The organism is Flavobacterium sp. UGB4466, from assembly GCF_903469665.1.
GTDB classification, from domain to species: Bacteria; Bacteroidota; Bacteroidia; order Flavobacteriales; family Flavobacteriaceae; genus Flavobacterium; species Flavobacterium lipolyticum.
The window spans coordinates 1-12149 of record NZ_CAGKLC010000114.1 but is presented as its reverse complement, the minus strand read 5'-3'; the positions used below and the strand labels follow the sequence as shown (position 1 = coordinate 12149).

At 34.0% G+C, this 12149-nt stretch carries 11 protein-coding genes; 5 read left to right on the top strand and 6 right to left on the bottom strand.

Features of this window, described 5'->3' with window-relative positions:
- Positions 1 to 131: 131 nt before the first annotated feature.
- The 3 genes from JO950_RS19035 to JO950_RS19025 all read right to left on the bottom strand — a co-directional run bounded on the left by JO950_RS19035 (position 132) and on the right by JO950_RS19025 (position 2214).
- Positions 132 to 518 carry a secretion protein gene (locus JO950_RS19035; protein ID WP_202704057.1) on the bottom strand — a complete coding sequence of 129 codons (387 nt, stop codon included), beginning with the start codon at positions 516 to 518 and terminating at the stop codon, positions 132 to 134.
- A gap of 362 nt (positions 519 to 880) precedes the next feature.
- Positions 881 to 1288: a T9SS type A sorting domain-containing protein gene (locus JO950_RS19030; protein WP_202704056.1), complete on the bottom strand. Its 408-nt coding sequence runs from the start codon at positions 1286 to 1288 to the stop codon at positions 881 to 883.
- 512 nt (positions 1289 to 1800) lie between these two features.
- Positions 1801 to 2214: a T9SS type A sorting domain-containing protein gene (locus JO950_RS19025; protein WP_202704055.1), complete on the bottom strand. Its 414-nt coding sequence runs from the start codon at positions 2212 to 2214 to the stop codon at positions 1801 to 1803.
- A 447-nt stretch (positions 2215 to 2661) separates the two neighbouring features.
- Between JO950_RS19025 and JO950_RS19020 the strand changes: the two genes are divergently transcribed.
- Complete coding sequence (locus tag JO950_RS19020; RefSeq protein WP_089078093.1) at positions 2662 to 3534, top strand: AraC family transcriptional regulator; 873 nt, start codon at positions 2662 to 2664, stop codon at positions 3532 to 3534.
- A 357-nt stretch (positions 3535 to 3891) separates the two neighbouring features.
- On the opposite strand, the gene JO950_RS19015 is transcribed toward JO950_RS19020, so the two are convergent.
- Positions 3892 to 5889 (bottom strand): prolyl oligopeptidase family serine peptidase, encoded by a 1998-nt coding sequence (locus JO950_RS19015; protein WP_370528128.1) that lies wholly within the window; start codon positions 5887 to 5889, stop codon positions 3892 to 3894.
- Positions 5890 to 6092: 203 nt separating this feature from the next.
- Here JO950_RS19015 and JO950_RS19010 point away from each other — a divergent pair, with 203 nt between their 5' ends.
- The 4 genes from JO950_RS19010 (at position 6093) to JO950_RS18995 (ending at position 9706) form a co-directional block, all read left to right on the top strand.
- Positions 6093 to 7418, top strand: a complete 1326-nt coding sequence (locus JO950_RS19010; protein WP_202704053.1) for a sensor histidine kinase KdpD — start codon at positions 6093 to 6095, stop codon at positions 7416 to 7418.
- Positions 7411 to 8100, top strand: a complete 690-nt coding sequence (locus tag JO950_RS19005; protein WP_202704052.1) for a response regulator transcription factor — start codon at positions 7411 to 7413, stop codon at positions 8098 to 8100. The genes JO950_RS19010 and JO950_RS19005 overlap by 8 nt, the downstream gene beginning before the upstream one ends.
- 93 nt (positions 8101 to 8193) lie before the next feature.
- A complete protein-coding gene (locus JO950_RS19000; protein WP_202704051.1) occupies positions 8194 to 9063 on the top strand; it encodes an alpha/beta hydrolase family protein in 870 nt (289 codons plus the stop codon).
- A 100-nt stretch (positions 9064 to 9163) separates the two neighbouring features.
- On the top strand, positions 9164 to 9706 hold the full coding sequence (locus tag JO950_RS18995; RefSeq protein ID WP_230000382.1) for a hypothetical protein: 543 nt from the start codon (positions 9164 to 9166) through the stop codon (positions 9704 to 9706).
- Between the two features lie 71 nt (positions 9707 to 9777).
- Here the strand turns inward: JO950_RS18995 and JO950_RS18990 are convergent, their stop codons facing one another.
- Together JO950_RS18990 and JO950_RS18985 are read right to left on the bottom strand one after the other, a co-directional pair.
- Positions 9778 to 10743, bottom strand: coding sequence for a TerC family protein (locus tag JO950_RS18990; RefSeq protein ID WP_202704050.1), 966 nt, complete (start codon positions 10741 to 10743; stop codon positions 9778 to 9780).
- A 224-nt stretch (positions 10744 to 10967) separates the two neighbouring features.
- Entirely contained in the window at positions 10968 to 11984 is a 1017-nt protein-coding gene (locus tag JO950_RS18985; RefSeq protein ID WP_017498734.1) for a glutamine synthetase beta-grasp domain-containing protein, read from the bottom strand.
- Positions 11985 to 12149: the final 165 nt, after the last annotated feature.

Below are 12149 nucleotides of genomic sequence, written 5' to 3'. Positions count from 1 at the left end.
TGAATGAAATAAGAAGAGGGACTTTCAGTCCCTCGTAAAACAAACCTCTGCACTTTCAGTGCAGAGTGGTTTAGTTTAAAAAAAAAAAGCACCAGCCACAGCTGATGCTTTTCAATTTTAAGTAAAAACAATTAGCGTCGGAAAGCAGGGCTTTTGTTCACTGATTCGTCCATCTTAACAGTTTTTGATTTCTTAGCAGAAACCGTAATTTCATGTTTAGCAACTTTACCATTTTCTTTTACTTCCAGGATATAAGTTCCGGCAGGATATGCCTCTAAACTTAAAGTTTTTGACGTTTCTAACTGGTTTGAAGCAGTTTCTCCTGTGTAAACCAAATTATTGTTTTCGTCATAGATAGTAAAAACTGATTTCTCAACAGAGTTTAAAGTAAAACTAACTACTTTTCCATTTCCGGTTTTTATATTTAAAATATAATCTCCTTTTCCATCAATTGCATACGTAAAGATTGTTGTTAAAAATACGGCAACAACTAAGCCCACCTTCGTTAAATTTGTCATTTTTTTTTAATTGTTTATTACTATTTTCGAAACGCGTAAAACTACAAATAGAAATCTAATTTTATACAAAAAAGTCACTTTTTTCAATGGCTAAATTGCTGAATTAAAGATGTTTCTGTGTTTTATGTGAACTATGTACGTATTTACTGGGATGACGGATGTTTTTATTTTGAGTTTTTTTTTGAGTGTGTAAACTACTCTTTTATAATTATTAAGAATATTTTTCTAAAAATATAAAAATCAGTTTTTTGAGATGAGAGAAAGACATAAAAAAACAGCTCAATTACGACAAAGAGCTGTTTAAAACGTACTATTTTCACTAACTAAATAAATTCGCTTTTTTGGGTAAGGGGGTAAAATTTTTAACGTGCAGCGACACTAGTTTTTTTAGCAGAAAAACCTGCTTTATAACTCGATGAAATTGCTTTTCTTGAAAGTACCGTAGTAGCTTCAGTAATAGTAATTTCATGTCTTACTTTTTTGATGTTATCCTCAACTTCCAGAAAGTAGGTTCCTGCTGGGAGTTCTTCCAGATTAAAAGTTCTCAAAATTCCATCTTTACCTGATGCATTTTCAGTATAAAGTAAGCTACCGTCTTTATCATAAATTGTCAGGTTTGCTTTTTGCACTTTGTTAAGGGCAAATGCAATTAGCTTTCCGTTGGCTTTTAATACATGAAGATTAAAATCTTCATTCCCGTCAATTGCATATGTACTCATTCCAGTGAAAAGTACTGCACATACTAAACTTAATTTTAAAATCTTTTTCATGACTTTTAGTTTTTAGATTAATAATTCTAATTATCTGATGCTAAATTACTTATGAAATAGTGATTTTCTCACAACTCTGTTTTCTTATTTCTATGCTATATTCTCATTTACGAAACCGTTATAGGTTAAAATTTGAATTATTTTAAGTGTTAGTGTTAATTCTGCGATTATATTTTAATGTTTTGATAAAGTTAAGGCAATGTGGTTTCGCCTGTCTTTCTTACAAAATGTGTGTTTTAGGATTTAACCGCAGGGTGCGTGAAGTTTTTTATCACAAATTACGTGTAGTAACCGCAAAGTTCGCAAGGATTTTACGCTAATAAGCTTTGCGAACTTTGCGTTTGTATAAAAAAGATATGAAAAAAACTTTGCGCACCTTGCGGTTAATCTCGTTAGTTTATAAGCAAAAAAAAACAGCTCAATAACCACAAAGAGCTGTTTTAAAACAATCACGTTTTTACTTTACTAACTATCTAACCTCATTTTTATACTTTATGAAAGCATAAACTTTTTTAACGTACTGCTACGTTTGAATTTTGAGCAGAGAAATCTGCTTTATAGGTAGATGAAATTGCTTTTGCAGATAATATTGATTTGTCATCTGTAATTGTAATTTCATGTCTTATCTTTTTAACGCTGTCTTCTACTTCTAAGAAATAGGTTCCTTCCGGAAATTCTTCTAAACTAAAGGTTCTTAAAATTCCTTCTTTACCTGAAGCATTTTCAGTGTAGATTAATGAACCGTTTTGATCATAAATACTCAAACTGGCTTTTTGCACCTGGTTTAGAGCAAACGTAATTAGCTTTCCATTACCCTTTAATACGTGAAGGTTAAGATTGTTGTTACCATTTTCATCAATTGCATAAGTGCTTATTCCTGAAAAGAGTACCGCACAGACTAAACTTAATTTTAAAATGTTTTTCATAGCTTTTCGTTTTAAATGATTCGTTCATTTCTCTGAAGCTAAATTACTTTAGAGCAGGATTTTTTTTCGCAACTCTATTTGCTAATTTATGTGCTGTATTCTCATTTACGAAACCGTTATAGGTTAAATTTTAAATTATTATAGGTGTTTTTGTTAATTGTGTTGTTATTTTTCAATGATTTAAAATTTTGGACAATCTCTGAATGCGCCTATAATTCTTACATATATATTGTATGCTTATAAAAAGACCCGATTAAATGGGATATATTAAAAAAAAGATTAGAAAAAAAACGAGTATAAAAAAAATACGGGAATAATTGTGATTTTGAATTTAGTGTTTTTTGGATTTTTATGATATATTCTCATTTGCGAAACCGTTATAGGTTAAAATATGAATTATGTTAGGTGTTTTTGTTAAATTCGCTATTATTTTCTAAAAACTTTATCATGAAGACGATTGCCCCTGCTCTTGAAGTGATATCTAATTCTTACGGAAGTTCTTTTACGTATACCAAACATGCGGAAAAAACGAACAGTAAGGCGCATTTATGGCATTATCATCCCGAAATTGAGTTGGTTTACATCAATGGGGGAGCAGGTAAAAGACAAATAGGAAGCCATGTTTCGTATTACACCAATGGTAGTTTACTTTTGATAGGGGCCAACCTGCCACATTGTGGTTTTACGAATGAAATGACGGGAAATACAGATGAAACGGTCATTCATATTAAACCTGAATTTTTGGGCAATGATTTTTTTGTAGCACCCGAAATGAAAAAAGTTCGAAATGTTTTGAATCAGTCAAAAGGAGGAATCGCTTTTGGAGGAGAAACGAAGAAAAATGTAGGTAAAAGAATCGAGATGATGGAAAATCAGCTTCCGTTTGAACGTTTACTTACACTTTTAAGTATTTTGGATGAGTTAGATTCATCAGAAGAATATACAGTACTAAATGCGGATGGTTTTTCGTTAGAATTGCAGACTCAGGATAATGATCGAATGAATGTAATCTTTAATTATGTGAAAGATCATTTTCAGGAATCAATTGCCATCGATGAAGTTTCGAATCTGATAAGTATGACAACACCTTCTTTTTGTCGTTACTTTAAAAAAATCTCCAATAAAACCTTTACCGAATTTGTAAACGAATACCGTTTGGTACATGCTTCAAAGCTTCTGGCAGAAAAACCTATAAGTATCAATGAAGTTTGTTATGAAAGTGGTTTTAATAATTTTAGTCATTTCAGTAAATCTTTTAAACAGTACACCGGTAAAAGTGCATCGCAATACCGCAATGAACATAAAATTGTCATTCAGTAAAAGTTTTGTAGTTGCACAGAGACTCGTGAAGAAATCACACAGAGACTCGCGAAAAAAAGCACAGAGATAAACGAAGTTTTTTAATCTTTTGTGTATCTCTGCGTGTCCTTTGTGTCTCTTTGTGGAATTCTGTTGTTGCACAGAGACTCGCGAAGAAATCGCACAGAGATACACAAAGTTTTTTTAAGTCTTTGCGTATCTCTGCGTGTCTTTTGTGTCTCTTTGTGGAATTCTGTTGTTGCACAGAGACTCGCGAAAAAAAGCACAGAGATACACGAAGTTTTTTAATCTTTTGTGCATCTCTGCGTGTCTTTTGTGTCTCTTTGTGGAATTCTGTTGTGTCTCCTTGTGGAATTTCTACTTATTGAAGTTTTCAGCAAAGAAGCCTAACATGTATTTATAGAGTTCTATTCTGCTTGGTTCTTTATGAAACCCATGTCCTTCATCGTATTTTACCATATACGGAACTTCAAAACCTTTTGCACGCATCGCTTTAACGATCTGATCAGATTCATTGATATTTACTCTCGGATCATTTGCTCCCTGTACTACAAATAAAGGTTTTTTGATTTTATCGATCTGAAATATTGGAGAAACTTCTTTAGCTATTTCAGCTTCCTTCGGATTATCCAAATCATACCATATTTCTTTTAGTTGCTCTTTGTAAGGCTTCCAGTATTCCGGAAACGAGTTAAAAAAGGTAAAAATATTGGAAACCCCTACATAATCTACTCCACAGGAATATAAATCGGGTGTTTTTATTAATCCCATTAAAGTAGCGTATCCTCCATGGCTTCCTCCGTAAATGGCCACTTTACTTTGATCGACCCACCCTTGTTTTATTACATATTTTACTCCGTCTTCTACATCATCCATTACTTTTCTTCCAATTTGTTTATAGCCGGATTCTTGAAATTCTTTCCCATATCCACCGGAAATTCTAAAATTAACTTGTAATGTAGCATATCCTCTACTGGCAAACAATTGTGCTTCAGGATTAAAACCCCAATCATCTCTAATCGTTTGTGGCCCTCCGTGAGGATTAACAATCAAAGGGACTTTCTTTCCTTCTAAAGCGGCTTTAGGTAATGTAATATATCCGTGAATGGTTAAACCGTCTCTGCTTTTAAATTCAATAGGTCTCATTTCAGCCATATCTTCTTCTTTCAGCTGGGGCATAAGGTCATAAAGCAATTTTATGTTTTTTGTTTTGGTATCATATTCATAAAACTTTCCATAGAGTTTATCGCTTGTTACGAAAACTAAAAGTTTGCTTTCATTGTTATCCGAAGATGCAATTGAGAAATCCTTATCTTTAAATTGTGAGGACAGTTTACTGTAAACCTCTTTATAAAACTTACTTACCGGTATAGTTATTCCTTTTACGCCAGTATAGCTAATGTAATCCAGTTCATAGTTTCTGTTTTTACGGGCGGTATTTATGGAGCTTACATCATAAACGGGGTCTGAATAAACTTCTTTAATAATTGTATTTTTCTTCAGGTCGTATAATACAATTCTTTCTTTGTCGCTATCAAGGTTGGTCACTACATAGGCTTCATCCTTATTTTTAGAATTATCATTCAGTTCGATAATACTGAAGGTATTTTTCCAGTCTGTTGATTGGATAAGGTTAAATTTGCCTGTTTCTAAATCTTTATAGTATGTTTTAGTGGTTACACCATTTTCCAGAACGGTATAGCCTCTCATATTTCCTTCTTTATCAAAAAGATAACTATTGATAGGGTTGCTAATGTTTTTATTTTCATAAAGCTGAGTCATCTCTCCGGTATTGAAGTTTATTTTGTAGGGTTCAAAGATTTGTTTGTTGTTTTTATTGAGTGTTACAATAACGAATTCAGTGTCCTTGATGATATTAGCGTACATTAAGGTTACTCCCTCAAAAGGGGTTAGGTCTTTTACATTTTTACCATCAATATCTACAGCATAAAGATGGTTATTTTCGTTACCTCCTTTATCTTGTGTATAAAATAGTCTTTTCTTGTCCAGCCAGCCATAACTTCCAATAAGATCCTCTTTTTCTACAATAGCTTTTGTAATTTTTCCTGTTTTCAGTTCTTTTACATACACATGATTTTTTTTGTCTTTATCTTTTTCTTTATAAGACAAGTATTGTCCATCTGGTGAAATTTTGAAAGACGAAGCATTTGGTTTTGCGAAATAATCTTCTACCTTGTATTTGAAATTTCCTTTATCAAAAGAGACCATCTTCTCAAGACTTTCTTTGGAAGAAGGCAACGTCGGATCACCCGGTAGTTTTGTCGCAGTACTTTGCGCATTTGCTGTAATTGCTGATATGACAATACATACAGCAGTTAAGACTTTAAGATTCATATTCATAATGCACTTGTTTTAAAGTTTAATCGATTCTATTTCAGTAAAAAAAAATATTGATAACTTAATTTTTCTTTGGCAAATCTCGGGAACTGACATTAGAATGTAGGTTATCAGACTGTTATATACTGTTAAATAGTGTTATCACAGCTTTTATAGTTCCTTGTTAATGTGTAATTTCGAAGTAATTAAAAGAAGATTGTATGAATAAATTCTTTGTTAGTTTTGGAAAACCATTATTCATCCTGACCATTCTTGTTGTTTTGACTTTTCAGGGGTATTGGATTAGGGTGAATTATGAAAATAAAAAACGTGAAATTCTGGAGCGAACGCAATCTGAAGCTACTCAGATATTGCTTATGAATTTGTTTAAGGAACCTGCTTTAAAGCAAAAAATTGAAAAGGCAAACAAATCTAAAACCAAAAAAGTTGAGGTATTTGTTTCGGAACCAAAAGTAGAGGTGGTTAAGCAGTATTTAAAAGTTTCCAATACCGGATTGCTTTATCAGCATGAAAAGCTTGACTACTTTTTGTATACTTCGGTTAGAAAGAGATTGAAAGCATTCCTGAAAAAAGAGGCTGAAATTCAAGTTTATTTTGAAGGTAAGAACGTTAAAAGAACCTATCCCAAAGGGATTGTGATTACAGACCAGAACACTACGAAAACAATAAACTCATTTGTACAAGAGAATAACAAATACCGAATTCATATTGTTAATATGGCAGGTGTTGTAATTTACGAAATAAAAGAAATTATATTTTTTTCGATATTTTATGTTTTTCTTTTTCTGATCACTATTTTCATTCTTTTCAGAAGTTTGATTTTCAATCGGAATTTATTGCAGAATAAGGAAATTTTCACGCGCAACATGACGCATGAACTGAAAATACCCATTTCAACGATACTGATTGCAACAGAAGCGCTGGAAACCTCTAAAGTAGAAGAAGAACCTGCAAATGTAAAAAAATATGCAGCGGCCATTCATAGAGCAGCCGATCAGCTTTCTCTTCTGGTGGATTCTATTCTTCAGCATGCGAGAAGCAGTAATAGTAAGGAGCAATTAATTTTGTCTTCCTTGAATTTACTATCTTTAGTGAAGGAAGCAGGAGAGGATTTAGCTCATATTGTTTTGAAAAAAAAGGCAGAAATTGTTTTTGAAGATGTGGATAAAAATTTGCAGATCAAGGGCAGTCGGATTCAGCTGAAACAAATATTTCTGAATTTATTTGATAACGCTCTGAAATATTCTGAAAGGGATCCCAGAATTATAATTTCCGCGGGGAAAATGAACAATACTGTGACTATCAGAATTCAGGACAACGGTATTGGTATTCCTGAAAAATACAGAGAAGAAATTTTTGCACCTTATTTTAAAATCATGAATGATGACACTCATAATGTAAAAGGATTCGGTTTAGGATTGAGTTTTGTGCGTGAGTCCTTGAAAAAACAAGGTGGGAGTATTAAGGTTTTGAAACAAAAAACAGAAGGAACTCTAATCGAAATCAAAATACCTGCTTATGAGTAAGCCTAAAATATTATACTTAGAAGACGATTTTGATCTGGGAGAGATCACTTCAATTCTGCTGGAAAAAAAAGGATTTGAAGTACTATGGGTAGTTGATGGCGTCGATGGACTTGAAGTACTAAAAGAGCAATCGTTTGACCTTGTTGTAGCAGATATCATGATGCCAAAGCTTGACGGTTATTCTTTATTGAAGCAAATCAGAGAAGATGGAAATACTATTCCACTGATCCTTCTTTCGGCACGAGTGTTGACAGAGGATGTGCTGCAGGGCTTCTCACTAGGCGCAGATGATTATATCCGAAAACCGTTCAGTGTAGAAGAGCTCACTGCCAGAATCAAAAGGCTCTTGATCAGGAATTTTCCTGCTGTTGATGAACATAAAAAGAAAAGTATCGTTATTGGCGATTATGAATATGATCCAGAGAGCTATAAATTAATTCACAAAAAAAGAATGATTACACTTTCTCCACGATCAGGAGAAATACTTTATCGTCTTGTTACCAGTGAAAACAGAATGCTCCCAAGAAAAGAAACGCTTATTGAGCTTTGGGGGGATGATAGTTTTTTTAATGGAAGAAGCTTAGATGTATTTATTTCAAAACTACGGAAAAATCTTTCTGAGGATTCCAAAATCAGTATCATCAATATAAGAGCTCAGGGGTATCGCCTGATTATTGATTGAAATAGTAATAATTCACACTTTTTTTAGAAAAAGAAAATTCTAGAAGAAAAAAGTAATATCTTTTATCCTCTAAAAACAAAAAATGTTACAAGTATGAAAAATGCCAGATTTCTATTGATTGTAGTGCTGTTATGTATCAATGCCGCAAGTTATGCCGCAAAAGTTGATACCCTGCAAGTTGCGAGTACAGCCATGAGTAAAACCTATAAAGCGGCGGTCGTTTTGCCTAATTCGTATGCCAAAAGCAAAACGGCATTTCCGGTAATGTATTTACTGCATGGTGCTTACGGACATTTTAGCGACTGGCTGAAAAACACGCCCAATAAGAAATTAGTGCAAAATTTATCCGATCAGTACAATATGATCATAGTCATGCCTGAAGGAGAAACGTTTAGTTTTTATCTGGATAGTCCGGTAAACAAAGGAAGTCAGTTCGAAACCTTTATCACACAAGAGGTCGTTCAAAAAGTAGATAAAACATACCGAACCATAAGCAACAGGAGCGGAAGGGTAATCACGGGACTTTCTATGGGAGGTCACGGCGCTTTGTATTTGTCGGCCAAGCATCCTGATTTGTTTTGTGCTGCCGGAAGTATGAGTGGGGCAGTAGATATGGGAGTAATGTTACAGAGGGATGCATCGGCACAGGTGGTGAAATTAATGCAGCCTGTATTTGGGGATAAAAGTGACAATTCTGAAATGTATGCACAATATGCTGTACTGGGAATGTTGGACAAACTTAAAGCAAATAAACTCCCTTTGATTATAGATTGTGGCGTAGATGATTTTTTGATAGAACCCAACAGAGAACTACATCAAAGATTGGTTTACAACAAAGTAGATCACGATTATACCGAACGTGCAGGAGCGCATACCTGGGAGTATTGGGAGAATTCACTACCCTATCACGTTTTATTTTTTAATAAAATACTACTTAAAAATCAGCAGGTTATAAAAAAATAATAGAAAAATCGGATAAGAACGGTATCAAATGTTTTTTTTGGTTTGATTTTTGGAATACCTTTATATATATATTCTAAAAACAAATAATACCACAGAAATTATGAAAAAGATACTTACCCTATTCGCAGTAGCAGTCGTTGGACTAATCGGATTTTCTAGTTGTGAAGGACCAGAAGGACCTCCAGGATTGGATGGGCCACGAGGACCAGAAGGACCGGTTGCAGAAGTTTTTGAACTTCAAAATGTTAATTTTTCTTACAACGCTACAGACGGTTATAATATCTATCAAAAACTGAATCCGGTAATTTTTGATTCTGATGTGATTTTAATTTACAGATTGGCGGGAACAGTTAATCCAACTACTCCGATCTGGCAGCAAATTCCAAGAACCGTTTATACATCAAAAGGCGATTTCGATTATGATTTCGATTTCAGTAAAAGCGATTTCACCATTTTTGCAGGAGGAAACTATGATTTAGCTTTAACGCCTGAGTTTATAAAAAATCAAACCTTTAGAATTGTAATTGTGCCGGGAGCGTTTTCAAGTACTGGTAAATCAGTAAATAAAGCAGATTACTCAGATTACAATGCTGTTATTAAAAAATACAATATTGATGATAGTAAGGTTAAGAAACTAAACTAATCATTGAAGTATAAAATAAAAAGGAGATCTGACGATCTCCTTTTTTTATTGAAACTATTTTTATTTAAATGTTATTCCTTATTCGTATCAGTAAGTTCTTTTTCTGCTCCAAATTTTAACGAAACCAGAATACCGGCTAAAAGTGAAAGAGCAATGAAGACTAAAGATGCCCATTCCGGTACGTGAATGAAATCGTGAAGCAGCATTTTTAATCCTACGAAACTTAAAATAGCGATAAGACTGTATTCCAGATAGCTGAATTTTGCGAGCATATTGGCTAAGAAAAAGTACATCGAACGCAATCCCAGTATGGCAAAAATATTAGAACTGAACACTAGAAAAGGATCAGAAGTAATAGCCAGAATAGCCGGTACGCTGTCTACGGCAAAAAGCACATCCATGAATTCGATCACAATCAGCGCTACAAATAATGGAGTGGCCGCTTTTTTGGCTGTTTTTGTGGGAATGAAAAACTTTTCTCCCTCCATATGGGAAGTGATCGGGATTATTTTTCCTAATGTTTTATAAATGAAAGAATCCTTGGGCTGAAAATCTTCATCTTCGCCCGTAAACAACATCTTGATGGCGGTAAAAAGCAGAAAGGCTCCAAATAAATAAGTAGTCCATGCAAATTTATTAATCAGCATTACACCAAAGAAAATCATTAGTCCACGGAAAACAACAGCGCCCAGAATTCCCCAGAATAAAACACGATGCTGGTATTTTTGTGGTATTTTGAACGATGCAAAAATAATGGCGATCACAAAAATATTGTCCACACTTAAGGATAACTCAATCAGATAACCGGTTATGAACTTCATGGAAGCAACGGCGGGTTTCAGATTGTCAGGATTTGCGATGTAATCTGTAGTATAGAGCCAATAAATAACTCCTGAAAAAAGAAAGGATAGGGTTACCCAGATCAATGTCCATTTACTTGCTTCCTTAGTACTTATGATATGTGGGTTTTTGTTGAAAACGCCTAAGTCTAAAGCGAGAATAAGTGCAACAGCTATTAAGAAGAAAATCCAAACCATTAGGATACTTTTTTAGTGATTTACAAAGATAGTTTTTAAATTATATCAATTATAATTATTTATGCTGTCTGACATTTTCGGACAGAATCAGAGAGTTAAGTGTTAAAAAAGTGACTTTCAAAATTTATACAAAGTCTGTTCTTTTCGACTGAAAGGACAGACAATACTATAAAAAAAAAGTGCCAACATTACGTTAGCACTTTTGTATATGTTCTAAAGCTGAATTACAATGCTGATTTTACAGTTTTGATAATTCTTGCAGCAATTTTATAAGGATCACCGTTTGAAGCAGGTCTTCTGTCTTCTAGCCAGCCTTTCCATCCTTTTTGTACGGTCATTAATGGGATTCTGATAGAGCATCCTCTGTCTGAAACACCGTAAGAGAAATCGTGAATAGAAGCGGTTTCATGTTTTCCGGTTAAACGTTGGTCGTTGTAAGCTCCATAAACTGCAATGTGCTCTGCAGTAACAGGTCTGAAAGCTTCACAGATTCTTTCGTAAGTAGCCTGGTCTCCACATGTTCTTAATACTTCGTTAGAGAAGTTAGCATGCATACCTGAACCATTCCAGTCTGTGTCTCCAAGTGGTTTAGGGTGGTATTCAATATAGTAACCGTATTTTTCAGTCAAACGATCTAATAAGTAACGAGCAACCCAGATTTCGTCTCCGGCTTTTTTAGCACCTTTAGCGAATAATTGGAATTCCCATTGTCCGCAGGCAACTTCCTGATTGATTCCTTCAAAATTAATTCCGGCTGCGATACAAAGATCAGCATGCTCTTCGACTAATTTTCTTCCATGAGTATTTTTTCCACCTACTGAGCAGTAGTACATTCCTTGTGGAGCAGGGTAACCTCCAACCGGGAATCCAAGTGGAAGTTGAGTTTTGGTATCCATGATAAAATACTCTTGTTCAAATCCGAACCAAAAATCATCATTATCATCATCAATTGTAGCTCTACCGTTAGAAGGGTGTGGTTTTCCGTCAGCATACATAACTTCTGACATTACTAACCATCCGTTGATACGGGTTGGGTCTGGATATATTGCAACAGGAACCAAAAGACAGTCAGAAGATCCACCTTCGGCTTGTTTAGTAGAGGAACCATCAAATGACCAGTTTCCTAGCTCTTCTAATGTTCCTTTGAAATTTTCATGCTCTTCAACTTTAGTTTTACTTCTAAGATTTTGGGTTGGTTCATATCCGTCTAACCAAATGTATTCTAACTTAATTTTAGCCATAATAATATAAATTAATTTTTTTGTTTCTTTTTTGTTGGGACAAATATAGATTTATTTTTCTACTCCTAAAAATTAGGGGGCTATTTTGTTTGGAGTAGTATTATTTTTTGGATAAGATTAATTTGTGAGGGGGTATATTTTGAAAAAAGTAATTTTTAATGCCTT

What these genes read in the sequence shown, in the direction of transcription:
- JO950_RS19035 (WP_202704057.1), bottom strand. Translation starts at nt 518, where the DNA reads ATGACAAATTTAACGAAGGTGGGCTTAGTTGTTGCCGTATTTTTAACA.
- JO950_RS19030 (WP_202704056.1), bottom strand. Translation starts at nt 1,288, where the DNA reads ATGAAAAAGATTTTAAAATTAAGTTTAGTATGTGCAGTACTTTTCACT.
- JO950_RS19025 (WP_202704055.1), bottom strand. Translation starts at nt 2,214, where the DNA reads ATGAAAAACATTTTAAAATTAAGTTTAGTCTGTGCGGTACTCTTTTCA.
- JO950_RS19020 (WP_089078093.1), top strand. Translation starts at nt 2,662, where the DNA reads ATGAAGACGATTGCCCCTGCTCTTGAAGTGATATCTAATTCTTACGGA.
- JO950_RS19015 (WP_370528128.1), bottom strand. Translation starts at nt 5,889, where the DNA reads ATGAATCTTAAAGTCTTAACTGCTGTATGTATTGTCATATCAGCAATT.
- JO950_RS19010 (WP_202704053.1), top strand. Translation starts at nt 6,093, where the DNA reads ATGAATAAATTCTTTGTTAGTTTTGGAAAACCATTATTCATCCTGACC.
- JO950_RS19005 (WP_202704052.1), top strand. Translation starts at nt 7,411, where the DNA reads ATGAGTAAGCCTAAAATATTATACTTAGAAGACGATTTTGATCTGGGA.
- JO950_RS19000 (WP_202704051.1), top strand. Translation starts at nt 8,194, where the DNA reads ATGAAAAATGCCAGATTTCTATTGATTGTAGTGCTGTTATGTATCAAT.
- JO950_RS18995 (WP_230000382.1), top strand. Translation starts at nt 9,164, where the DNA reads ATGAAAAAGATACTTACCCTATTCGCAGTAGCAGTCGTTGGACTAATC.
- JO950_RS18990 (WP_202704050.1), bottom strand. Translation starts at nt 10,743, where the DNA reads ATGGTTTGGATTTTCTTCTTAATAGCTGTTGCACTTATTCTCGCTTTA.
- JO950_RS18985 (WP_017498734.1), bottom strand. Translation starts at nt 11,984, where the DNA reads ATGGCTAAAATTAAGTTAGAATACATTTGGTTAGACGGATATGAACCA.